General features: G+C 66.9%; 23 protein-coding genes and 4 tRNA genes. 13 read left to right on the forward strand and 14 right to left on the reverse strand.

Features of this window, described 5'->3' with window-relative positions; translation table 11 throughout:
- Nucleotides 1–7: 7 nt before the first annotated feature.
- Nucleotides 8–784: a phosphate ABC transporter ATP-binding protein PstB gene (pstB, locus tag A5787_RS12645; RefSeq protein WP_066966881.1), complete on the forward strand. Its 777-nt coding sequence runs from the start codon at nucleotides 8–10 to the stop codon at nucleotides 782–784.
- Here the strand turns inward: pstB and phoU are convergent.
- From phoU to A5787_RS12670, 5 genes are all read right to left on the reverse strand, one after another.
- On the reverse strand, nucleotides 781–1,449 hold the full coding sequence (gene phoU, locus A5787_RS12650) for a phosphate signaling complex protein PhoU (RefSeq protein ID WP_066915931.1): 669 nt from the start codon (nucleotides 1,447–1,449) through the stop codon (nucleotides 781–783). The genes pstB and phoU overlap by 4 nt on opposite strands.
- Before the next feature lie 58 nt (nucleotides 1,450–1,507).
- A complete protein-coding gene (locus tag A5787_RS12655) occupies nucleotides 1,508–3,547 on the reverse strand; it encodes an LCP family protein (protein WP_066966885.1) in 2,040 nt (679 codons plus the stop codon).
- A 165-nt stretch (nucleotides 3,548–3,712) separates the two neighbouring features.
- Nucleotides 3,713–4,846, reverse strand: a complete 1,134-nt coding sequence (dusB, locus tag A5787_RS12660; protein ID WP_066966888.1) for a tRNA dihydrouridine synthase DusB — start codon at nucleotides 4,844–4,846, stop codon at nucleotides 3,713–3,715.
- Nucleotides 4,847–4,849: 3 nt separating this feature from the next.
- Nucleotides 4,850–5,872 carry an acyl-ACP desaturase gene (locus A5787_RS12665; RefSeq protein ID WP_066966891.1) on the reverse strand — a complete coding sequence of 341 codons (1,023 nt, stop codon included), beginning with the start codon at nucleotides 5,870–5,872 and terminating at the stop codon, nucleotides 4,850–4,852.
- A 165-nt stretch (nucleotides 5,873–6,037) separates the two neighbouring features.
- Nucleotides 6,038–6,652, reverse strand: coding sequence for a TetR/AcrR family transcriptional regulator (locus A5787_RS12670; protein WP_066966894.1), 615 nt, complete (start codon nucleotides 6,650–6,652; stop codon nucleotides 6,038–6,040).
- Between the two features lie 65 nt (nucleotides 6,653–6,717).
- Here A5787_RS12670 and A5787_RS12675 point away from each other — a divergent pair, with 65 nt between their 5' ends.
- Nucleotides 6,718–7,728 (forward strand): oxygenase MpaB family protein, encoded by a 1,011-nt coding sequence (locus tag A5787_RS12675; RefSeq protein ID WP_066966897.1) that lies wholly within the window; start codon nucleotides 6,718–6,720, stop codon nucleotides 7,726–7,728.
- A gap of 9 nt (nucleotides 7,729–7,737) precedes the next feature.
- On the opposite strand, the gene A5787_RS26655 is transcribed toward A5787_RS12675, so the two are convergent.
- Genes A5787_RS26655 through A5787_RS12685 form a run of 3 tightly spaced genes read right to left on the reverse strand, consistent with a single transcriptional unit; the run spans nucleotide 7,738 to nucleotide 8,896 of the window.
- Nucleotides 7,738–7,941: a zinc transporter Slc39a7 gene (locus A5787_RS26655; RefSeq protein WP_082977191.1), complete on the reverse strand. Its 204-nt coding sequence runs from the start codon at nucleotides 7,939–7,941 to the stop codon at nucleotides 7,738–7,740.
- Nucleotides 7,938–8,360 carry a metalloregulator ArsR/SmtB family transcription factor gene (locus A5787_RS12680; RefSeq protein ID WP_066966983.1) on the reverse strand — a complete coding sequence of 141 codons (423 nt, stop codon included), beginning with the start codon at nucleotides 8,358–8,360 and terminating at the stop codon, nucleotides 7,938–7,940. The genes A5787_RS26655 and A5787_RS12680 overlap by 4 nt, the downstream gene beginning before the upstream one ends.
- Before the next feature lie 35 nt (nucleotides 8,361–8,395).
- Nucleotides 8,396–8,896 carry a nucleoside deaminase gene (locus A5787_RS12685; RefSeq protein ID WP_066966900.1) on the reverse strand — a complete coding sequence of 167 codons (501 nt, stop codon included), beginning with the start codon at nucleotides 8,894–8,896 and terminating at the stop codon, nucleotides 8,396–8,398.
- 90 nt (nucleotides 8,897–8,986) lie between these two features.
- On the opposite strand from A5787_RS12685, the gene A5787_RS12690 reads away from it, so the two are divergent.
- Nucleotides 8,987–9,895, forward strand: a complete 909-nt coding sequence (locus A5787_RS12690; protein ID WP_066966903.1) for a class I SAM-dependent methyltransferase — start codon at nucleotides 8,987–8,989, stop codon at nucleotides 9,893–9,895.
- Here the strand turns inward: A5787_RS12690 and A5787_RS12695 are convergent.
- Nucleotides 9,885–10,694 (reverse strand): TIGR04255 family protein, encoded by an 810-nt coding sequence (locus A5787_RS12695; protein ID WP_066966906.1) that lies wholly within the window; start codon nucleotides 10,692–10,694, stop codon nucleotides 9,885–9,887. The genes A5787_RS12690 and A5787_RS12695 overlap by 11 nt on opposite strands.
- A gap of 101 nt (nucleotides 10,695–10,795) precedes the next feature.
- A tRNA-Lys gene (locus A5787_RS12700) sits at nucleotides 10,796–10,871 on the reverse strand.
- A 135-nt stretch (nucleotides 10,872–11,006) separates the two neighbouring features.
- Here A5787_RS12700 and A5787_RS12705 point away from each other — a divergent pair.
- The 3 genes from A5787_RS12705 (at nucleotide 11,007) to A5787_RS12715 (ending at nucleotide 11,287) form a co-directional block, all read left to right on the forward strand.
- Nucleotides 11,007–11,079 (forward strand) — tRNA-Glu (locus tag A5787_RS12705).
- 31 nt (nucleotides 11,080–11,110) lie between these two features.
- Nucleotides 11,111–11,187: transfer RNA gene (locus A5787_RS12710), tRNA-Asp, on the forward strand.
- A 26-nt stretch (nucleotides 11,188–11,213) separates the two neighbouring features.
- Nucleotides 11,214–11,287, forward strand: a tRNA-Phe gene (locus tag A5787_RS12715).
- Nucleotides 11,288–11,302: 15 nt separating this feature from the next.
- Here A5787_RS12715 and A5787_RS12720 read toward each other — a convergent pair.
- The 3 genes from A5787_RS12720 to A5787_RS12730 all read right to left on the reverse strand — a co-directional run bounded on the left by A5787_RS12720 (nucleotide 11,303) and on the right by A5787_RS12730 (nucleotide 15,260).
- A complete protein-coding gene (locus tag A5787_RS12720) occupies nucleotides 11,303–12,985 on the reverse strand; it encodes a PE-PPE domain-containing protein (protein ID WP_066966909.1) in 1,683 nt (560 codons plus the stop codon).
- A 63-nt stretch (nucleotides 12,986–13,048) separates the two neighbouring features.
- Nucleotides 13,049–13,501, reverse strand: a complete 453-nt coding sequence (locus A5787_RS12725; RefSeq protein WP_066966912.1) for a tautomerase family protein — start codon at nucleotides 13,499–13,501, stop codon at nucleotides 13,049–13,051.
- 46 nt (nucleotides 13,502–13,547) lie between these two features.
- Nucleotides 13,548–15,260: a CocE/NonD family hydrolase gene (locus A5787_RS12730; protein ID WP_066966914.1), complete on the reverse strand. Its 1,713-nt coding sequence runs from the start codon at nucleotides 15,258–15,260 to the stop codon at nucleotides 13,548–13,550.
- 62 nt (nucleotides 15,261–15,322) lie between these two features.
- On the opposite strand from A5787_RS12730, the gene A5787_RS12735 reads away from it, so the two are divergent.
- The 7 genes from A5787_RS12735 to A5787_RS12765 all read left to right on the forward strand — a co-directional run bounded on the left by A5787_RS12735 (nucleotide 15,323) and on the right by A5787_RS12765 (nucleotide 21,582).
- Nucleotides 15,323–15,928, forward strand: a complete 606-nt coding sequence (locus tag A5787_RS12735) for a TetR family transcriptional regulator (RefSeq protein ID WP_066966917.1) — start codon at nucleotides 15,323–15,325, stop codon at nucleotides 15,926–15,928.
- 36 nt (nucleotides 15,929–15,964) lie between these two features.
- Entirely contained in the window at nucleotides 15,965–16,666 is a 702-nt protein-coding gene (locus A5787_RS12740) for a M15 family metallopeptidase (protein WP_066966919.1), read from the forward strand.
- Nucleotides 16,667–16,726: 60 nt separating this feature from the next.
- Nucleotides 16,727–17,536 carry a methyltransferase domain-containing protein gene (locus A5787_RS12745; RefSeq protein WP_066966922.1) on the forward strand — a complete coding sequence of 270 codons (810 nt, stop codon included), beginning with the start codon at nucleotides 16,727–16,729 and terminating at the stop codon, nucleotides 17,534–17,536.
- Between the two features lie 73 nt (nucleotides 17,537–17,609).
- Complete coding sequence (locus A5787_RS12750; RefSeq protein ID WP_066966926.1) at nucleotides 17,610–19,187, forward strand: methylmalonyl-CoA mutase family protein; 1,578 nt, start codon at nucleotides 17,610–17,612, stop codon at nucleotides 19,185–19,187.
- The gene (locus A5787_RS12755; protein WP_066966929.1) at nucleotides 19,188–19,613 is read left to right on the forward strand and encodes a cobalamin-dependent protein; all 426 of its coding nucleotides are present in this window, start codon (nucleotides 19,188–19,190) and stop codon (nucleotides 19,611–19,613) included.
- Nucleotides 19,598–20,554, forward strand: coding sequence for an LLM class F420-dependent oxidoreductase (locus A5787_RS12760; RefSeq protein WP_066966932.1), 957 nt, complete (start codon nucleotides 19,598–19,600; stop codon nucleotides 20,552–20,554). Before A5787_RS12755 ends, A5787_RS12760 begins: the two co-directional genes overlap by 16 nt.
- A complete protein-coding gene (locus tag A5787_RS12765; RefSeq protein ID WP_066966935.1) occupies nucleotides 20,551–21,582 on the forward strand; it encodes a CaiB/BaiF CoA-transferase family protein in 1,032 nt (343 codons plus the stop codon). The genes A5787_RS12760 and A5787_RS12765 overlap by 4 nt, the downstream gene beginning before the upstream one ends.
- Nucleotides 21,583–21,653: 71 nt before the next feature.
- Here A5787_RS12765 and A5787_RS12770 read toward each other — a convergent pair whose 3' ends face one another.
- Entirely contained in the window at nucleotides 21,654–22,547 is an 894-nt protein-coding gene (locus A5787_RS12770) for a LysR family transcriptional regulator (RefSeq protein WP_066966939.1), read from the reverse strand.
- Nucleotides 22,548–22,638 lie beyond the last annotated feature (91 nt).

Below are 22,638 nucleotides of genomic sequence, written 5' to 3' on the forward strand. Positions count from 1 at the left end.
AGCAGTAGTGGCCAAGCGGTTGGACCTCAAAGCCGTCAACATCTATTACGGGTCGTTCAAGGCGGTCGCGGATGTGACGCTGTCGGTTCTGCCCCGCAGCGTGACCGCGTTCATCGGTCCGTCGGGCTGCGGCAAGACCACCGTGCTGCGCACGCTGAACCGGATGCACGAGGTGATTCCGGGCGCCCGGGTGGAGGGCAGCGTGCTGCTCGACGACCAGGACATCTACGGCCCCGGCATCGACCCGGTCGGGGTGCGGCGCGCGATCGGGATGGTCTTCCAGCGGCCGAATCCGTTCCCCGCCATGTCAATTCGTGACAACGTCGTCGCCGGCTTGAAGCTGCAAGGAGTGCGCAACCGCAAGCTGCTCGACGAGACGGCCGAATACTCGCTGCGCGGCGCCAACCTGTGGGACGAGGTCAAGGATCGGCTGGACAAGCCGGGCGGCGGGCTGTCCGGCGGTCAGCAGCAGCGCCTGTGCATCGCGCGCGCCATCGCCGTGCAACCGGATGTGTTGCTGATGGACGAGCCCTGCTCCGCGCTGGACCCGATCTCGACGATGGCCATCGAGGAACTGATCAGCGAGCTGAAGCAGGACTACACGATCGTCATCGTCACCCACAACATGCAGCAGGCGGCCCGCGTCAGCGACCTGACGGCGTTTTTCAACCTGGAGGCCGTCGGAAAGCCCGGCCGGCTGGTCGAAATCGATGACACCGAAAAGATCTTTTCCAACCCGACCCAGAAGGCGACCGAGGACTACATCTCCGGCCGCTTCGGCTAGCTGGTCAGGGGTTTCGTGTCGTCCTCGGGCAGCCTGCCCGTCGCCTGGAAGATGACGCGGCGCGCCACTTCCACCGCGTGGTCGGCGAAGCGCTCGTAGAAGCGGCCCAGCAGCGTCACGTCGACGGCCGCCGCGACGCCGTGCTTCCATTCCCGGTCCATCAGCACCGAGAACAAGTGCCGGTGCAGGTCGTCCATGGCATCGTCTTCTTCGCGGATCCGCGCGGCCTTCTCCGGGTCGCGGGACAACACCACCTCTTGCGCGCTGTTGCCCAATTCCACTGCGACTCTGCCCATTTCGGCAAAATATCCGTTGACTTCCTCGGGCAGCGCATGCTGTGGATGCCGTCGGCGGGCGATCTTGGCGACGTGCAGGGCCAGCGCACCCATGCGGTCGATGTCCGCCACCATCTGGATGGCGCTGACGATGGACCTGAGGTCACCGGCGACCGGCGCCTGAAGAGCCAGCAATACGAAGGCGCTTTCCTCGGCTTGCGCGCTCAGCGCCGCGATCTTTTCGTGGTCGGAAATCACTTGTTCGGCCAGCACCAGATCGGCCTGCAGCAGGGCTTGGGTTGCCCGCTCCATGGCGATCCCCGCCAGTCCGCACATGTCGCCGAGGCGCCCGGATAACTCCGAAAGCTGCTCGTGGTAGGCGGTCCGCATGCCGCCAAGCCTACGTTCTCGGCGCAGGAAATGGGCGGCGCCTTACCGCCAAAATTCTTTACTCGCAGGTGGTGTCGGCCGCGTTGGTCACCGTCAGATCGTCGGGCAGCTGGGTCGGTGCGTTGCCCGACCCGCGTTCTATCTGCATGCTGACCGACGAGCCGGTGGGCGCGGGCGTGGCAACCCTGTTGAAGTCCGGGCCCAGCACCACCTGAATCACCTGTCCGTAGCCCGAGACCCGCTGGACCTTCGCGTTGGCGAACGATGATGCCACCGTGGCGGCGGCCTGCTCGTTGCCGGGCGAGAACAACACCGTCGTCGCGTTCACCGAACTCGGGTAGTCGTCGGGCGTCATCACGTTGAAGCCGTTGTTCTTGAGCTGTTTGGTCGCGGTGGTGGCCAGCCCGCTCTGCGTGGTCGCGTTGGAAACCCGCACCGTGACGTCTTGCGGCGACGCGGTCGTCACCTGTTTTTGCTGAGCCTCGGGTGTCGCGGTGGGGGTCGGCGTCTTCTTGGTGGTGGGCGCCTTCGTCGCTCCCGACGTCGGGGAACCACCGCCCAAAGGCTTGGCGTTCTGGTCGTTTTCCTCGGGCAGGGGATCGTCGTTGATGATGGCATCGAAGAGCGCCCGCATGTCGGCCATCCGCGGCGGCTCATCGCCGTTCTGGTCTGTGATACCGGTCGGCACGGTGACGAAGGTCATGTGCCCGGCCGCCATGCCCTGCAACGACTGACCCAGCTGCACCAGGTCTTTGGTCTTGACGTTGTCGACGGAGGTGAGGCTGATGAACATGTTGACGACGTTGTTGAGCTTGTTGAGGTCGAGCAGTGTGTCCTCGGAGATCAGCGATCGCAACAGCGACGACAAGAACAACTGCTGGCGTTTGATGCGGCCGTAGTCACCGTTGGTCTCGGTCGTCACCTGGCGGGCCCGCACATAGTTCAACGCGGTTGCGCCGTCGAGGACTTGGCGGCCGGCGTGGTCCAGGACCGTGCCCAGTTCGTAGTCGTGCAGCGGAGTGCGGCTGCAGACTTCGACGCCGCCGAGCGCGTCGACCATTTTGGCGAACCCGGCGAAGTCGACGGCGATGAACCGGTTGATATTCAGGCCGGACAGCTTCTGGATCTCCTTGACCAGACATTTGGGGCCGCCGAACGCGTAAGCGGAGTTCAGCTTGGTCTCGGTGTAGACCATCTTGGGGCCCCAGGTCCCCTTCTTCTCGTCGTAGACGGGTCCGTACTTGCCGGTGTTGGGGTTGTAGGCCTCGCATTGGATCGGGGTGATCGCCAGGTCGCGGGGGAACGACACCGCGACCACCCGTTTCCGGTTCGCGGGGATGTTGACCAGCATGACGGTGTCGGACCGCGCGCCATCGGCGTCATCGGTGCTACCGGCACCCATGTCGGCGTTTTCCCCGGCCCGCGAGTCGACACCGACGATCAAGAAGTCCTCGTCGCCATACTGCCCACCGGGGTCCCGGATGTCGCTTGAGTTCTGGTCGAGCGCGCTGATCATGTTGAGGCGGTTGTTCTTCGACGCGCTCCATTGCCACGCGCCACCGGTCAGGGCCAGCGCCAGCACGGCGGAGAGGGCCGCCGCCGAGCGCGCGGCAACCAGGATCGCCCGCCGGCGGGACTTCGGCTTCGACTCGCGGCTCTTGGGCGCGCGCTCCGAGGCGGGCGCCGACGTGTCGAACTCGTCGTCGTTCGGGTAATTGGCGGGCTCGAGGTCCGGCAGCTCCGAGCCGAGCGAATACGCCGGGGTCTCGATCACCTGCGTGTCCTGCAGCTCGACGGGCAGGTCCGGCGCGGCCCCGGCAGCTTCGGGGTCGGGGGCGGCGCGACGGTGGCTGGGCCGGGTGGCGCTGGGGGCCCCGACCTTGGCGATCAAATCGGCGACCGTGAGCCCGCCGTCGGCGTGGCAACCGGCTTTTTCGGGTTCGCCGGCTGCGGGCTCGATCAAAGCCGGCTCGGCCTGCCAGCGGTGCACGCCGTCATCGGTGGGCGGTTCCCCGAACCGTTCCCACGGGGCGGAGCCCAGCCTTGGTTGCGGGGTGCGCCGATGGTCAGGAGTGGCGTCAGTGCCGCCATCACTCATGTCCTATCGGCCTCCGAAGCTCTCATGCGCCGGTAGGGGAGCCCGTGCGCAAATCCCAGCGCGCTCCTGCAGCGGCACGAAACCGACCCCCACGGAAGCGCAATGCGGCAAGGTCCACATCGTACTGAGTTATCGGTCGCGATGCGATTTCGAGCGTGTTAACGCTCAGCCACCCGAGTGCATCACGTCCGCCCCGGCCGGCACCGTGCAGTCGTCGGGGTCGGTCAGCCAGCCCTCGGGCAGGGCCACGCGGGCCGGCGAACCCTGTCGGCCGCGAGGGCCGGTCGCGGCGTCCGGGAAGGGCACCGCGCCGTCCAACCGGCCGAGCAGCGTGTCGAGTTCGTCCAGCGTCGTGACCATCGCCAGCGCTCGGCGCAATTCCGATCCGGCGGGGAAGCCGTGCAGGTACCAGGCGATGTGCTTGCGGATGTCGCGCATGCCCTTGTCCTCGCCGAAATGCGCCGCCAGCAGCCGGCCATGGCGGCGCACGATGTCGGCGACCTCGCCCAGCGTGGGCGGGGTCGGGGCCGGCCTGCCGGTGAACGCGGCCGACAGCTCGGCGAACAGCCACGGCCGGCCCAGGCAGCCACGGCCGATGACCACGCCGTCGCATCCGGTGGTGGCCATCATCGCCAGCGCGTCGCTGGCGTCATAGATGTCGCCGTTACCCAGCACCGGGATGGTCCGCACCTGTTGCTTGAGCTGCGCGATCTGTTCCCAGTCGGCGGTGCCGGAGTAACGCTGCGCCGCCGTGCGGGCGTGCAGGGCGACCGCCGCGGCCCCCTCGGCTTCCGCGATGCGACCGGCGTCCAGGTGCGTATGGTGCTCGTCGTCGATGCCGATGCGGAACTTGACCGTCACCGGTATCTGGGTGCCCTCGGTGGCCCGCACGGCGGCGGCGACGATCTGGCCGAACAGCCGCCGCTTGAACGGCAGCGCCGCCCCGCCGCCGCGCTTGGTGACCTTGGGCACCGGGCAGCCGAAATTCATGTCGATGTGGTCGGCCAGGTTCTCGTCCGCGATCATCCTGGCGGCCGCGTAGGTGGTCGCCGGGTCGACGGTGTAGAGCTGCAGCGAGCGGGGCGACTCGTCCGGCGCGAACGCCGTCATGTGCATGGTGACCGGATGCCGCTCGACGAGCGCGCGGGCGGTCACCATCTCGCAGACGTAGAGCCCGCTGACGGTTCCGGCCTTCGACTGTTCCAGCTCACGACACAGCGTTCGGAAAGCGACGTTGGTTACGCCCGCCATCGGGGCCAGCACCACCGGGCTGGCCAGCGTGATCGGACCGATGCGCACGGACTACCGGCGGCTCATCGCCAGCTTGCCAGCGGTCTGATGCAGCTCGAATGCCGTGGTCCTCTTGCCCGTGCGGGCCTCCCGATCGAGTTGGCGCTGCTTGGAGACCTCGAACTTGTCGCAGGCCGCCTCGAGCTCCTTGATCAGCAGTGCAAGGTCGTCGCGCAACTCGGCCGCCTCACCGGTGATGTCCTCACGCTCGAAGAAGCGCCACTTTTTCAGCACAGGCATGACGACGTCGTCGAGGTGGATGCGGGGGTCGTACACGCCCCCGACGGCGATCAAGACGGCTTTGCGCCGGAATTCGGGTACCTGGAAGCCGGGCATCTGGAAGTTGCGCAGGATCTTGTGCAGCGACCTCGTCGCCTGGTTGGGATCGATCTCGAACCCGGCCTCGCTGACGTCGCGGTAGAAGATCATGTGCAGGTTCTCGTCGGCCGAGATCTTGGCGAGCATCTGGTCGGCGATCGGCTCGTTGCAGGCCCTACCGGTGTTGCGGTGCGAAATCCGGGTCGCCAGCTCCTGGAACGTGACATAGATGACCGAATCGAACAGGCTCTCGGCGAACAGGTCTTCTCGAACCTGGTGATTCTGGCCCGGGCTGAAGCCGCGGTTCACCACCTCGATGCGCAGCTTCTCCAACTCGACCGGGTCGACGGCGCGGGTCACCACCAGGTAGTCGCGCAGCGCGATCCCGTGCCGGTTCTCCTCGGCGGTCCAACGGTTGACCCACTGCCCCCAGGCGCCGTCCATGCCGAAGTTCATCGCGATCTCGCGGTGATAGGAGGGCAGATTGTCTTCCGTCATCAGGTTCTGCACCATCGCCACCTGGGCGAGGTCGGAGAGCTTGCTCTGCTCGGGGTCCCAGTCCTGGCCGCCGAGCGCGTAGAAGTTCTTGCCGTCCGACCACGGGATGTAGTCGTGCGGGTTCCAGTCCTTGTGCACGCTCTCGTGCCGGTTGAGGTACTTCTCGACCACCGGCTCCAGCTCATGCAGCAGCTGTAGGTCGGTCAGCTGGGCTGACATAGTCCCTCCAGTTATCTGTGTCTACGGGTAGCAGTCAATATATCTGTGCCCGCCGGTAGCATCAAGTTTCTCCTGCCCGCGCGCCGCCGCAATTCCAAAATGCCGAAACCCCGATGCGAAATCGCGACTTTCTATGGCTAGCCAGCGCGGCGCGCGCGGAAACCACTACTCGGATTTGGCCTGCTCGGCCGCGGAGACGTACGGGGCTGCCGCGGTGAACAGCATGTTGACGCAGTAGTCGATGAACTGCTTGCGGCTGGCGCCGAGCTGGCCGTTCAGATAGGCGGTGAACAGGCTCGTCAGCCCGCCGACCAGGCTCGTGGCGATCATTTTCTGCAGCACCGAGTCACCGATCCGGGACAGCTTGCGCTGCAGCAGGTCGATGAAGTTGGGCATCCACTCCGCGCCCGACTGGGTCAATATCGGCTCCACTGTGGGCGCCAGAAGCAGCACCCGCCCGCGCACGGGATCGTCGACCATCAGTTCGACGAATTGTTCGACGGCCTCGCGCGGGGTCTTCGCCGAGGTGAGGGTGTTCATCGCCCGCGTGCAGACATCGTCATAGACGGCGCGCACGAATTCATCACGGTCGGAAAAGCTTTCGTAGAAGTAGCGCTCCGTGAGCGCGGCCTTGCGGCACACCGCGCGCACGGTCAGCGCGGGGCCGCGGTCGCTGCCGAGTAACTGCACGCCGGCGGTGATGAGATTGTCGCGACGGAGGGCGAGCCGGCTCTCTAGGGGGACGCCGGTCCAGCGGCCCCGTCGTTGACCGGTCGGCACATCGCTCCTAAGCTCTAAAGTGACAACGCATGTAGTCAGTTGCCAATACTTACAGGAATCCAATAGTGACCCAACATACTTCCGCACCCCGCTCGCTGACCAGCGGCTCCGACGGCGTGGCCGGCGGCTGCCCGGTGTCGCCGCTGGGCTATGAGGCGCCGCCGCTGCCGCTCGGCCCGGGTTCCCTGACGTGGCGGTACTTCGGTGACTGGCGCGGCATGTTGCAGGGTCCGTGGGCGGGCTCCATGCAAAACATGCACCCGCAGCTGGGCGCGGCCGTCATCGACCACTCGACGTTCTTCCGGGAGCGCTGGCCGCGCCTGCTGCGCTCGCTGTACCCGATCGGTGGCGTCGTCTTCGACGGCGACCGCGCCCCGGTCACCGGCGCCGAGGTGCGCGATTACCACACCGACATCAAGGGCGTCGACGAGCAGGGCCGGCGCTACCACGCGCTGAATCCCGACGTCTTCTACTGGGCCCATGCCACGTTCTTTGTCGGCACGATCCATGTGGCCGAGCGGTTTTGCGGCGGACTGACCGAGGCGCAGCGGCGCCAGCTCTTCGACGAGCACGTCGAGTGGTATCGCATGTACGGCATGAGCATGCGCCCGGTGCCGGCGTCCTGGGAGGACTTCAAGCTCTACTGGGACCACATGTGCCGCAACGTTTTAGAAAACAATTGGGCCGCCCGTGCGGTCCTCGACCTGACCGTACTGCCCAAACCCCCGTTCGCCCAATGGCTTCCGGACCCGGTGTGGGCGGCGCAGCGCAAACTGCTGGCCCCGTTCTTCGTGTGGCTCACCGTCGGTCTCTACGATCCGCCGGTGCGCGAGCTGATGGGTTACCGGTGGTCGCGCCGCGACGAATGGCTGCACCGGCGTTTCGGCGACCTCGTCCGCGTCGTTTTCGCCTGCGTGCCAAGGCGATACCGTAAACACCCCCGAGCCCGGGCCGGCTGGGACCGCGTCACCGGCCGAATCCCGGCGGACACACCGCTGGTGCAGACGCCGGCGCGCAACCTGCCGCCGCTGGACGAGCGGGACAACCCGAAGCACTATTGCCCGCGGGTCTCCTAGCAGGTATCTCTACCCGTGGGCGTGGTGATGCGCGCCTTCGAGGTCCGACTGGTGCACGTGCGGGTGGGTGTGCTCGGTTCCGTCGTCGTGGGCGTGGGGATGCTCGTGGCTGACATGGTCGTGTTCGTGCGCGGTGTGTGCGTGTGAGTGCGCCACGTCCCCGTGGCGGTGTTCGTGCGCGTGCGGCGCGCCATGGGTGTGCTGCTCGGTCATCGTGTCACCTTCCGGTGTGAAATGCGTTGTGCTTTAGCCGGATTCGGTGACGATCCGGCGACGGCCTTCAGGTCGCCCTCGCCCCGGTGATGACGGGGAACCCCGGGTCCGGCGTGCTCGGCGTTGCAGACCGCATCGATGACGAGCTGGCGGACGTGATCGTTCTCCAGGCTGTAGAAGATGCTGGTCCCGTCCCGGCGTGTGCGCACCAGGCGCGCCATGCGAAGCTTCGCCAAGTGCTGGGAGACCGACGGCGCGGGCTTTCCCACGTGTTCGGCGAGTTCGTTGACCGACATCTCGCGATGCGTCAACGACCAGAGCACTTGCACACGCGTGGCGTCGGCGAGCATCCGGAAAACCTCGACGACGAGGCCGGCCTGGTCGTCGGGCAAGCGGTCTTCGCTATTACCTGCATGCATACGCAAATAGTAGCCCTGCGGTGGCATGCCGCCGGTCAGCCCGCCGGGACGACCGTCGACCTGCGCCGGCCGCCATTGCGTTCGTTCCACAACCGGTACACCTCCACGGCGGCGGCATGGGGCTGGTAGCGCATCGGGAGGCGACGCTGGTCCCAGGTCTTCGCGAATTCGTCGTAGAACGTGGAAACCTCGAAGTATTTGCGGTCATCGAGGTAGTACTGCTCGTAGGACTCGCGGGTGATCAGGAAGACGACTTCTGCGGGCGAGCAGTAGTACAGCGAGCCCAGACACATCGGGCATGGGTGGGCCAGCACATAGATGGTGCTGTCGACCAGGTGCTCGGTGCCGAGCTTCCTGCACGCCTCCCGGACGGCCAGTATTTCCGCGTGTGCGGTCGGATCGTTCGTCTGGGCCACTTTGTTGGCGCTCTCGGCGAGGATTTCGCCGTCCTTCACGATCACCGTCGCGAAGGGACGCCCGCCTTCCGCGACGTTTTGGCGGGCCAACTCGATGGTGCGCTGGGCGAAGTCCGTCACAGGTCGAAGGGTAGTCCCGCGGGGTGAGCACCGGCGCTGTGGTATTAACTAGACAAGCTATATGTTTCGGCTGAAGATGAGGGATACACCATGGCGCGCACCGACCGTGATCGCTGGGATTTGGCGACGAGCGTCGGAGCGACGGCGACGATGGTCGCCGCGCAGCGCGCGCTGTCCAGCGACGAGAAGTTGATCGAAGACCCTTACGCGGCGCCGTTGGTGCGCGCGGTCGGCATCGACGTCTACGTCCGGCTGGTCGACGGCCAGATCCCGGTCGACGACGAATCCGAGTTCGATCCGCAGCGGATGGCGCGCGGGATGGCCTGCCGCACCAGGTTTTACGATCAATTCTTCCTCGACGCGGCGCGCGGCGGCATTGGCCAGGTGGTCATCCTCGCCTCAGGCCTGGACGCGCGCGCGTACCGCCTGCCGTGGCCGGTGGGCACCGTCGTCTATGAGATCGACATGCCGGAAGTGATCGAGTTCAAGACGCGGACGCTGCGCGATCTCGGCGCCGAGCCGACGGCCGAGCGGCGCACCGTCGCCGTCGATCTGCGCGACGACTGGGCCGCGGCGCTGCGGGCCGCGGGCTTCGACCCGCAGGCGCCCGCGGCGTGGAGCGCCGAGGGCCTCTTGGTCTACCTGCCCGACGAAGCCCAGGACGCGCTGTTCGACAACATCGCCGCGCTGAGCGCGCCGGGCAGCCGCCTCGCCTTCGAATTCGTGCCCGACACCGCCGTTTTCGCCGACCAGCGCTGGCGTGCGCACCATGACCGGATGAGCGAACTCGGATTCGAGCTCGACTTCAACGACCTCGTGTACCACGGTCAGCGCAGCCACATCCTCGACCATCTGAGCCAGCGCGGATGGCGGACGTCATCGCAAAGCGTCAAGGAGTTGCACGCGGCCAACGGCTTCGTCTATCCCGACGACGACGCCGCCCAAGCCTTCGCCGACGTGACCTACAGCAGCGCTGTGTTTACCGGGCTCAGCGGCTGAGCAGGTCGTCCTTCAGGCGGTTGGTGAGCATCTCCTGAAACACGGTGCGGGCCGGGTCGTACAGGTCCTGGAAGGTCGTCAGCACCGTGCTCCGGTCGTATTCGGGGATCGACCCGAGTGGAGTCCAGAAGCTGTCGATGTCCAGTAGGAAGAACGGCCCCTGTGCAGCCTGCATCGTGCGGCGCAGGTGGTAGCTGGCGTCCAGCGCCTGGCCCACGCCCGGCCCGTAGCGCACGATCATCGACTTGCCGGGGTTCGCCTCGCGGTAGACCGCGGCGCCCTGCCATTCGGTCAGGGTCAGCCCGGCGGGGGCGATGCGCTGCGGTCCGAGCAGCGGCTCGGCGATCCAGTTGGCCCACTCGATGCGGCCATCGACGCCCTGAGGCACGCGGATCTCCAGGACGTAGCGCAGTCCGAGGCGTTCCACCCCGACGATCGGCGAGAACTGTGAGCGGGCGTCGATGACCCGCATCACCAGGTCGACCAGCTCCTCGAAGTTGGTGTACGCGGTGGTCTCGATGACGACCGCCTGGGTCTTCATCGAGGCGGCGAGAGTGTTATCGCGGTTGACGTAACGGACGAAACGCTCGGCGGCCGGCTGCGGTTGCCCGCCGGCTCCCATCGCCCAGGCCACGTCCTGCGCCTGGCGTTCGATGGGCAGCAGATCGGCAAGCAGGCGTCTAAGCTCGCCGCTCGAGGATTCGGTAAGGGAATCCGTTGCTGGATGACGGATTTCCATGGTTACGAGGGCTACTGGTGCGTTGGGGTAGGCCGCGTCGACACTCACGATTCGAAGCATATGCCAAGTCGTTCGACGGCCACAGCAGGGTCAGCGGTGTCAGAGGCGGCCGGGGCCAACCGGCGGCATCGGCCGAGGTAATAACCGTTTTCGGTGCTCTTTGGTGCCCCCACTAGGACTCGAACCTAGGACCTGCGGATTAAAAGTCCGTAGCTCTACCAACTGAGCTATAGGGGCGCGAAGGTTCAGAATACTGGGTTCGGATCACCGGCCGAACGGCGCTCGTTTGAGGATTGGGCCTGCGGTGACCTAAGCTGACGTGGCTCCCAACGGTTACTGCGTTGCGAGTGCCCCCGGAGTGATTCGGTTCTGGCCCCCATCGTCTAGTGGCCTAGGACGCCGCCCTTTCACGGCGGTAGCACGGGTTCGAATCCCGTTGGGGGTACGCGCGACGCAATGACGCGGAGCGATAGCGAGGCCCTGTGGCGCAGTTGGTTAGCGCGCCGCCCTGTCACGGCGGAGGTCGCGGGTTCGAGTCCCGTCAGGGTCGCCAGCACGGCGAGGCAGCCCATGCCTTCCGGCCAGGTAGCTCAGTCGGTACGAGCGTCCGCCTGAAAAGCGGAAGGTCGGCGGTTCGATCCCGCCCCTGGCCACTGCGAGAAGAACGATCAGAAACTGCCGTACGGCGTGCCGGTCAGGATCGAATAACCCGCCTCCCCGAGGACCGCGACTTCCAAACCGCCCAGCATCGGGAGCAATCCGACGTCGGCGGCGACCGGGTACCCGAACGCGTTGACGAGCCCGGCCAGAGGCTGGCCGTTGACCATTTGGGTCACTCCGTTCAAGAACAGGTTGGCGTCATACGACGGCAACGAGACGAGGACGGCCGTCGTGATGTCTGCCGTCGGAAGCAGCGTGGAATAGGCCGTCGAGAACGCCGTCGTCGCGCCGCCGACGATCCCGGTGTTCGCCGCCTCCAGGCCCGAAATCAGGTCGGTTATGGTGGGCGGTCCCGCCGGCAGCGCCGGCGTGCCGGGGCCCGACGACAGTGACGCAAGCGCCTGCGGGATGCCCTGCAGCGACGGCAGCTGCGGAGGCCCCTCGGCGGAAAAGTCGCCGATCGCGGCGCCGATTCCCTGATGGATCCCGCTGACGAGGGCGGGCCCCAGGGCGGTGGTGTCGCTCAGCGGCGGCAAGAACCCGAACGGGGTCGTCACGTTGGCCGGTCCGGTGGACCAGCCGAAATTCGGATCGCCGTAGCCCCAATTGACGAGAGGCGTCAAAACCGGTTGCACCAAATCCGCGATCGGGTTGCCGACGTAGGGGATGAGCCGCACCGGATCCAACAACGGCAGGTTCGGGTTGGCAATCATGTAGAAGGTGGTCTGGGTGGGGCCCTGTGTCGGCAACACAGTCGCCGAATTGATCTGCGTGGGCGTCAGGGTGTCGTAGCCCGTGTGCACGGTGACCATGCCCGCCAGGGCGTTCAGGTCGGAGAAGATATCGATCGGGTATTGCGGAAAGTCGGCCCAGCCGTCGTATTCCAGGGTGTAAACCTTCGTCACGAAGTCATTGGTCGGCATCGGGCCAAGGGTCGAAAAGCCCAGCGTCGGCAGGTTCAGACCCGGGAAGCGCGCGTCCCAGCCGCCGTTGGGATTCATCGAATTGCCAAGCAGTACAAAGTTTATCGGCAAATTGCTGGGCGTGCCGCTCGGGTCCAACAACTTCATTTCCAGCGCGGCGATGTTGGCGCCCTGCGAGTAGCCAAGAATATTGACGGTGTTTCCGGCGGCGAGTTGCTGTTGTACCGCGTTGTTCAGGGCTACGACGCCCCTCGATATCGAAATGTTCTGCATCAAGTCTTTGATGCCGCTGTCGGGATATTCCCCCGCCGGCATGAACAGGGCTTGGACGAGACCAACGGGGAAATTGGGCGCGACGTACTTGCTGACGACATTGGCCACGAAATCAGGCGGAGGGAACGGCATTCCGCTGCCGCCCAGGACGAAGGTGACGGGCGGGTCCGCCGCGCCGGTCGTGAGGCTGCCGGTCGCGGCGAGCGCGGCCCGGCCGGCGGCCTCGGTGGTGGCGTAGGCGTTGCCGGCCGCCGCCAGCGCTTGGGCGAACTCACCGTGCAGGGCCGCCACCCGCCCGATCAACGCCCGCCACTGGTGGCCGTATGCGCTGAACAGCTTCGCCACCTCGGCGGAAACCTCGTCGGCGGCGGCCGCCGCCACGGCGGTTGTCCTGCCCGCCGCGGCCGCGGTGGCCTCATCGAGCGTCGAACCGATCGCCGCCACATCCGCGGCCGCAGTCGCCATTAGCTGCGGCTGCGCGAGCACGTACGCCATCGGTCCTTCCCTCCCACGCCAGCATAAAACGGTTCGTGGGGGCAGGGCGGGCATTCACGCCTTTCAGGCGAAGCGTTCGTCGGGCATGTCCTCGGCCACAAGGCCTTTCACTTGCTGGTAATAGATGACCCGTCCGCCGCCGGCCCAGTTGCCCTCGGGAATCTCATGGATCAGCGTCCACACATGAAACGCGCGGGGACCCTGCGGCTCGATCCCCGCCGCGGTGCACACCGCGTCGTGCACGCCGGCGGCGAGCTGTTCCTTGCGGCGCTGGTCCAGCGCTCCGCGGAAGACCGTCAGCTCGACCCTGAACCGCGGCGCGCCCGAACCGCGACCCCCCACCAAGAGCTGGCCCACGTCCATCGGATGCAGGTACACCCAGGTGCTCTCGCGCAGAAACGGTGTGTCCGGGGCGCGTTCGGCCCGCAGGAGCGCGGCCACCAACTCGTCGGCCAGCCGGCTCAACGCCTCGTCGTCCAGCGAGCCGCGCACGAACGTCAGATCGATCATCGGCATCGCACGATCATCCCGCTTCGCGCACCGCCAGGCCACACCTCGACGGCTACGTCAGCACGGGGAGCAGCAGCCGCGACGACGAGCGAACCGTGTTCAGGCTGGTGGTCCCGACGCCGGCGTGCCGGAAGTTCATGATCGCCGGCGCCGACGGGTCCTGGTCGTCGCTGGTGAGTATCAGGCGAATGCGGTGGCCGGCGCCGAACCGTCGAGCGTTGGGGACCAGGGGGATTCGATACACGACGTCCTCGCCCAGCGGCACGCCCCGCGCGTTGCGGCACGGCAACACCGGCGCACCGGGTCGGCTGGCCGCCTCGTCGACCTCGCGCAGGCTGGCACGCAACCAGCCCGCGGTCACATCGGTGGTCGTGCCGTCGGGGGCCACGTCCTGCAGCGTCGCCATCCATCCGGTGTCGATCGCGGTGGCCGAAGCGACCAGCCGCAGTTCGATGTCGCCGACGACGTCGAGGTCCTCGGACAGCGCTGCGCCGGTCCAGATCAGCGCCGACGGCGGGTCGATCTTGCTGGGCTTGACCCGACCCAGGCCCGAGCCCAGGACCATGAATTCGCGACCGCCCGGCTCGCCCTCGTCCTCGCTCAAGGTGCCGTCGGCGCGCAGGGCGAGTTCGCGATGCGGGGCGTGCGACGGCGGCCACGAGTCGGCGGTGCGCCACTCGTCGGCGCCGGGCAGGAAGTACCGGATCGGTGGCCCGTCGGTGATGCCGGTGTCGCGACCCTTGAGCCAATGGTCGTACCAGGCCAGCGCCTCGGTGTGCATGCTTTCCCAGGGCCAGGTCAGCCCGAACTTGCCCAGCATGCCCATCCGCACGCAGGCGTTGTCGGACAAGCCTTTCCAGGTGGCGAACGTGGAGGGCAGGTGCAGCGGCACGTTCTCCCAGTCGCAGCCGAGGTATACGGGAATGTCGATTTCCTTGAGCAGCGGCAACAGGTTTCGCTCCTCCCACCATGCGTCGCGGGTCGGATGCTTGACGACGGCCTCCTGCCAGAGTTCGTCCCACGGGTGCGGGTTGTGGGGCAGCCTGAGCACTTGGCGCAGCATGGTCACCGCCGCCTCGCCGTTGGCGGTCTCGAATTTCTTATGCACGCGTGGGCTTTTCAGCACCCGCCGGGCCAGTGCGACCGGCTTACTACGCCAGAGCCGGTCGCTGCGCTCGGAGGTCAGCCCCATCATGGCCAGGAACGGCGTAACAAAGGACGAACTCAGCAGGCCGTGGTGGTTCGCGCCGTCGTACAGATCCGCGGTCACGGCCAGCGGGAAGATCGCCTTGAGGTGCGGCGGGCGTTCGACGGCCGCCTCGAGCTGGGTCATCGCGAAGTAGCTGATGCCGATCATGCCGACGTTGCCGTCGCACCAGGGTTGGGCGGCAACCCATTCGACGAGGTCGTACACGTCACGGCGTTCCTGAGCGTCGAAGAAGGTGAAGGTCCCGTCCGAGCCGCAGGTGCCGCGCAGGTTGGCGATGACGTGCGCGTAGCCTCGCGGCACCCAGAAGTCGGTGACGCCCGCCTCGACGAATCCGGCGGGGGCGCCCAAGTCCTGCATCTGCCGCGGGTAGGGGGAGGCGGCCAGCAGAGCCGGGAAGCGGCCGTCGGTGTCGGGCCGATGGATGTCGGCCAAAAGCCTGGTGCCGTCCCGCATCGCGACGGCGATGTTGATATCGCTGCGTTGGGCGTATCGGGGCTCACTGAGGTTGCGGTACTGCCGGCCGGTGGTCTGCGGGCCGTTGAGCGACTCGGTCATAGTTTCACGCTACGTTGAAACTAGTCTCAACGCAAGATGAAATTTCGCGGTATGGTGAAACGGTGCCGAAGCGATCCAGCAGCCCGGGCCCGCGCGACGAGCGCGGCGTGCTGGCGGCGCGCATTCTGTGCGCGGCGCGCGACGAATTCGCCGAACACGGCTGGGCCGGCACCGCGATTCGGGCCGTCGCCCGCGCGGCGGACGTCGACCCCGCGTTGATCTACCACTACTTCGGCTCCAAGGAGGGCCTGCTCGACGCCGCCACGGCGCCGCCGGAGAAATGGCTCGATTCGGTCACCAAGACGTGGGCCACGCCCAAGGCGGAACTGGGCGAGCGACTCATCCGCAACGTCCTGGAGATTTGGGCGGACGAGGACGTCGGGCCCGTGCTGCGCGCGGTGGTGCTGACCGCGGCCCATGAGACCAAGACCCGCGACAAGCTGCGTCTGATCGTGGAGCGCGGGCTGATCGGCGAATCCACGCTGAGCGATGACGAGGACGAGCGGCTGCGTCGCAGCGGCCTGATCTCCAGCCAGTTGATCGGCTTCGCGTTGTTGCGTTACGTCTGGAAGATCGATCCGGTCGCATCGATGTCCGACGACGAGGTGGTCGCGGCGATCGGACCCAACCTGCAGCGCTACGTCGACGGCGACATCGCCCCGAATTGAGCGGGATCCGACGCGGCGAACCGCGACAATTGAGCTATGCGTCGGACGTGGCGGTTGCTTTCGGTCGTGGTGGCAATTGAACTGATAGCGCTCGCCGGTCCCGCCACCGCGCAGGCCGGTCCCGAGGTGCCGCCCGTCAGCGACGCGGCGCGCGCGGCCGGATTCATCGACGTGCGCACCGTGGTGCCCGACGCGATCATCGACCTGCGCTACGCGACGACGAACAATTTCACCCACACGCAGCTGTATCCGTCCGACGCCCGATGCCTGGTGCATCAATCCATGGGTCCCGGGCTGGCGGCGGCCGCGACGGCGCTGCGCCCCCAGGGCCACGTGCTGGTGTTCTGGGACTGCTACCGGCCGCACGAGGTCCAGGTCAAGTTGTTCAACGCGGTCCCGAACCCCGCGTGGGTGGCCCGTCCCGGTCAGTACGCGCACAGCCATGAGTCCGGGCGTTCGGTCGACGTGACGTTCACCAGCGTGCAGGAGCAGTGCCCGGCAGAGCGTCAAGCCGACGGGCTGTGCCTGGCCGACATGGGTACCGACTTCGACGACTTCTCCTCGCGCGCAACGGCATACGCCACGCAGGGCGTCAGCGCCGAAGCCCAGGCGAATCGCGCCCGGCTGCGGGACGCCATGGAATACGGGGGGCTGGCGCCGTACTCGGGGGAGTGGTGGCATTTCGACGGCCCGGGCGCTGGCGTCGACCGCCCCATCCTCAACGTCCCAGTGGACTAAGCCGTCTCATAATACGAGACAGTTGTTTCATATTATGAATCCTGCGGTAGGCTCCAGGCCATGAACGCGCAGTCGGCCAAGTACACGCACGGGCATCACGAGTCGGTGCTACGCAGCCACCAGCGGCGCACCGCGGCGGACTCCGCGGCCTACCTGCTGCCGCACCTGAAGCCGGGTTCGTCGGTGCTCGACATCGGCTGCGGCCCGGGGACGATCACCGCCGACCTCGCCGAGCGGGTGGCGCCCGGCACGGTGCTGGCGGTCGACCAGTCCGCCGACGTCCTCGACGTGGCCCGCGCCGAGATCGAGCGGCGCGACCTGCCCAACGTGACGTTCGCGACCGCCGACGTGCATCGCCTCGAGTTCGCCGACGACACGTTCGATGTCGTCCACGCGCACCAGGTGTTGCAGCACGTCGCCGATCCGGTGCAGGCGCTGCGGGAGATGCGGCGCGTATGCCGGCCGGGGGGAATCGTCGCGGCACGCGACGCCGACTACGCCGGTTTCATCTGGTTTCCGCGGATCCCGGGGCTGGACCGGTGGCTCGATCTCTACGGCAAGGCGCACCGTGCCAACGGCGGCGAACCGGATGCGGGCCGGCGGCTGCTGTCGTGGGCGCTGGCGGCCGGGTTCGACGACATCACGCCGACGGGCAGCGTCTGGTGCTACGCGACGCCCGAAACCCGCGACTGGTGGGGCGGGATGTGGGCCGACCGGATCCTGCACTCCAGCGTGGGTCGCGACCTGCTGGCGTCGGGCCTGGCCACTGCCGACCAGCTCGAAGAAATCTCCGAGGCATGGCGATCCTGGGCGGCGGCACCGGACGGTTGGCTGTCGATGCCACACGGCGAAATCCTCTGCCGAGCGTAGGTGATAAACGCAACGTCCCAGGTCAACGCCGTGGTATTGGCATTCTCTTTTTTTGCAAGTACGTTATTCATCGATGGATAACGCTGCTCAGACACCGTCGGGCATCCCGTTGCAGCCCGTGTACGGGCCGGGGGACAGGACCGCGGAACCGCCAGCGCCGGGGGAGTTCCCGTTCACCCGGGGCAACTTCGCGTCCGGCTATCGGGGCAAGTTGTGGACCTTCCGGCAGTACTCCGGTTTCGGCACCGCCGAGGAATCCAATCGTCGCTACCGATACCTGTTGGACCAGGGCGGGACGGGCCTGTCGGTGGCGCTCGACCTGCCCACCCAGTGTGGCTATGACTCCGACGATCCCGAGTTCGGCGAGGAGGTCGGCCGGGTCGGCGTCGCGGTGGACACGCTGGCCGACTTCGAGATCCTGTTCGACGGGATCCCGTTGGACAAGCTCAGCACGAGCATGACGATCAACGGGACGGCCGCGATCCTGCTGGCCTTCTATGTCGCCGCCGCCGAGAAAAAAGGGATACCGCGGGCCAAGCTCACCGGGACCATCCAGAACGACATCCTCAAGGAGTACGCCTCGCGCGGGACTTGGATCTGGCCCCCGGAACCGTCGCTGCGGCTGATCGCCGACACCATCGAGTTCTGCGCGGCCGAGGTCCCGAGGTTCAACGCCATCTCGGTGGCCGGGGCGCACTTTCGCGATGCCGGTGCCAACGCGGTGCAAGAGATGGCGTTCACCCTGGCCGACGGCGTCACCTATTGCGACACCGTCGTCGAACGCGGCCGGATGACCATCGACCAGTTTGCGCCGCAGATCTCGTTCTTCTTCTACACCCACGGCGACTTCTTCGAGGAGGTCGCCAAATATCGTGCGGGACGGCGGCGCTGGGCGACGATCGTGCGGGAACGCTACGGCGCGACGACGGACAAGGCGTCGATGTTCCGCTTCGGTTGCGTGTGTGGCGGCGCGTCCCTGTACGCCCCGCAGGCCCAGAACAACCTGGTGCGGGTGGCCTACGAGGCGATGGCGGCGGTGCTCGGCGGCGTCCAGTCGATGTTCACCGCGGCCTGGGACGAACCATTCGCGCTGCCCACCGAGGAGTCCACCACCCTGGCGCTGCGCACCCAGCAGATCCTGGCCTACGAAACCGGTGTCGCCGGCGTCGCCGACCCGCTGGGGGGCTCCTACTTCGTCGAGGCACTCACCGACGCCACCGAGGCCCGCATCGTCGAGATCATGGACGACCTGGAGCGCCACGGCGGCATGGTCAGCGCTATCGAGGACGGATACCTGCAGGGTCTGATCGCCGACGAAGCCTTCCGGGTGCATCAGGACATCGAGGCGGGCGCCCGCCCAGTCGTCGGGGTCAACCGATTCGTCTCCGAAGAGCCCGAGCCCGATGTCGTCACCTACGAGCTCGACGCCGAGGGCCGCGATTTGCAGCTGAAGCGACTCTCCAAGGTGAAGGCCGAAAGGGATTCGGGCGCAGTGCAATCCACGCTAGCCGAACTGTCGCGGGCCGCCGAAGGAACCGACAACCTGATGCACAAATTGATCGACTGCGCCAATGCGTACTGCACGGTCGGTGAGATGGTTTCCGCGCTCAAAGGGGTGTGGGGCGAATTCCAACAACCGGTGGTGTTCTAGATGGCCGTGCGAGTTCTGGTGGCCAAGCCCGGCCTGGACGGACACGACCGCGGCGCCAAGATCGTCGCGCGCACCCTGCGTGACGCCGGCTTCGAGGTGATCTACACCGGCATCCGGCAGCGCATCGAGGACATCGCATCGATCGCCGTGCAGGAAGACGTGGCGGTCGTGGGCCTGAGCATCCTGTCCGGTGCCCACCTGACCCTGACCGCGCGCACCATCGAGGCGTTGCGGGCGGCCGATGCCGCCGACATCGCCGTCGTCGTCGGCGGAACCATTCCGCACGCCGACGTACCCAAGCTGTTGTCGGCCGGGGCCGCCGCCGTGTTTCCCACGGGGACACCGCTGGAGGACCTGGTGCGCGAAATCCGCGCATTGACCGGCAATCCCGAACCCGCCCCGGAGGAACCGTGCGCGTCGGAGTAATGATCGGCGCCGAGCGTGGCGATATGGCCCGCAAGGTGAGCAAGCTGGCGTCCGACATCGAATGGGCCGAGTCCGCGGGTCTGGACACCGCGTGGATGCCGCAGGTGCCCAACGACTTCGACTGCCTGACCATGGTGTCGCTGATGGCCGCGCACAGCTCGCGCATCGAACTCGGCACCGCGGTGGTGCCGCTGCAGGCCCAGCATCCGATCGCCCTTGCCCGCCAAGCGCTCTCGACGCATGCGGTGGCCGGTGGGCGACTGGCGCTGGGCGTCGGACCGTCGCACCACTGGATCATCCGCGACATGCTCGGCCTGCCGTATGAGAAGCCGGCCGCCTACACCCGTGACTACCTGCAGGTGCTCAACGCCGCCATCGCGGGGCCGGGACCGGTTGACGTCGAAAATGATTCGTTCGCGGTGCACAATCCGTTGGCGATCGGCGCCGATACCCCGATGCCGGTGCTGGTCGCCGCGCTGGGACCGGTGATGTTGCAGCTCGCCGGCGAACTCGCCGACGGCACCGTGTTGTGGATGGCCGACGAGCGCGCGATCGGCGACCACATCGCGCCGAAGATCACCAAGGCCGCCGCGGACGCCGGCCGCCCGGCGCCGCGGATCGTCGCGGGTATCCCGGTATGCCTTTGTGCGCCTGAGCAAGTCGACGAGGCCAAGGAGCGGGCCAACCGCATCCTGGGCGAGGCCGAGGTGTCACCCAACTATCAGCGCCTGCTCGAACGCGGCGACGCCCGCGATGTCGGCGATCTGTGCGCCGCGGGCGACGAGGAGGCCATCTTGGCCCGGATGCGCCGCTTCGCCGACTCCGGTGTGACGGACCTGTCGGTGCGGCTGCTGCCCATCGGCGACAACCGGGACGAGCTGGTCGCATCCAAACGCCGCACCCGCGAAATGCTCGCCTCGCTGGCAAGGGAGTTGCGTTGACGGCCAACGGTGCTCCGCTCGCGGGGATACGCATCCTCGAGGTCGGCACCATGCTGGCGGGTCCGTACGCCACCATGCTGCTGGCCGATCTCGGCGCCGAGGTCACCAAGATCGAACCCGCCGGCGGCGAGATCTCGCGCAGCGTCGGCGCCTCCTACTTCGCCAGCCTCAACCGCAACAAGTCCAGCATCACCTTGGACCTGAACTCCGATGCCGGACAGCAACGGTTGGGCGAGCTGGCCGCCGAATCTCACGCGCTGCTGGTGAACTTGAAGCCGTCCGCCATCCGCCGGCTGGGTCTGACCTACGAGGCGTTGCGACGGCACAATGAACGGATCGTCTGCGTGGCCATCACCGGCTTCGGCCTGTACGGTGGCGACGATCCGGCCTTCGATTACGTTGTGCAAGCCGGCGTCGGCACCGCCGCCTTGACCGGCGACCCGGACGGCCCACCGACGCTGCCCGGCTATTCCTCGGCGGACAATTCCACCGGAATGTGTGCGGCGCTGGGCCTTTTGGCCAAGGTCATCTCGGGCGCGGGCGGGCAAGTGGACGTATCGCTGCGCGACGTGATGCTGTCGCAGCTCAACTACCACGCCTCGGCCTACCTCAACAACGGCGTCGAACCACAGCGCCGGCCCAACGGGGCGCATTCGTATTACGTTCCGGCGCAGCTTTTCCCGACCTCCGACGGCTACCTGGCGCTGTTCATCACGCATGACGGTTTCTGGAAATCGTTTGCCACCGAGGCGGGTATCGGCGGTTTCGACACGATGGCCGAGCGGGTTGCTCGCCGCGATGAGGTGCTGGCCGTCGTCACGGCGATGCTGGCGACCGACACCGCCGCCGGCTGGGAACGGCGACTACGCCCCCTGGGCGTTCCGGCCGCGGCCGTCAGGACGCTGCCTGAGGCGCTCAAAGCAACCCCGCAAGTGGTTGTGACGGCGGGCGATTTCCGACTCGTCGGAAGCCCGATCCATGTTTCCGGATACGAGCCCGAATACCACCCGCCTCCCGAACTGATCTAACACTCCCGCCGAACGTCGAGTTGTTGCGCCAAAATCACCGAAATCGCCCAAACAAGTCGACGTTGGCGTCGTCAAGGCTTGAGGTGGGCCTCGGCGAGTTTGCGGAAGGCCGCCACTAACCGGCTGCGGTCCCCGGCCCGCGTCGCCAAGACGACGTGGCAGGGCTCGACGCCTTTCAACGGGACCGTGGTGATATCCGGCCGCAGGGCGTTGCCGTGAAAGCCGGCCGTGATCGCCACCGCCTGCCCTGAGGCGATCAGTTCGAACTTGTCCTCGAGCGCGTCGATGAATGGTCCATCGGGCGCCCGGCGCCCGTCGGGACGGGGATCGATCCGCCAGTAGGCGCTCCAGGCCGGGTCGGAGTTCCGCACCCGCGGCATCGGCTCGTCGGCGATGTCGTCGAGGGTCACGAAATCGCGACCCGCGAGGCGGTGGTCGACGGGTAGCGCCAGTACCCGAGGCTCGTCGTAGAGGATCGTCACGTGCAGCCCGTCGGTCGGAAAAGGTAGCCGGGTGACCACCGCGTCCACCCGATGCCCGAGCAGGGCGTCAAGCGCCTGACCCCAATCCAGGTGCGAAACTTGCACTTCGGCGTCGGGGTGTTCGCGGCGCATCTCGCGCACCGCGGGGGTGACGATCATCCCGGTCGTGTATCCGATCGCGATGCGGCTGGGCTGGGCGGCCGCGCGGGCCTGGGCCGCGGCCTGCGCGGCCGAACGCAGCAGGGTTTTGGCGCGCGGCAGAAACACCTCCCCGGCCTCCGTGAGCCGGGTGCCTTGCGGCGTGCGATCCAGCAGGCGAACACCCAGCTGCTGCTCGAGTCGGCGGATCTGCCGGCTCAATGACGGCTGCGCGACGCGCAGTGCGCTCGCGGCCCGGCCGAAGTGCCGATGCTCGGCCACCACGACGAAGTAGCCGACCAACCGCAGATCGAGATCCATGATCGGCAATGCCGAGTCCGTCATGCGCCCAGTGTAGCCACCGCCTTCGTCGTGTCGTCCCACGTAGCGGTCACTGTGCTGCGGTGATGCCTAAATTGCATCGCGCCATATGAAA

Source organism: Mycobacterium sp. 852002-50816_SCH5313054-b, from assembly GCF_001667185.1.
Taxonomy (GTDB): domain Bacteria; phylum Actinomycetota; class Actinomycetes; order Mycobacteriales; family Mycobacteriaceae; genus Mycobacterium.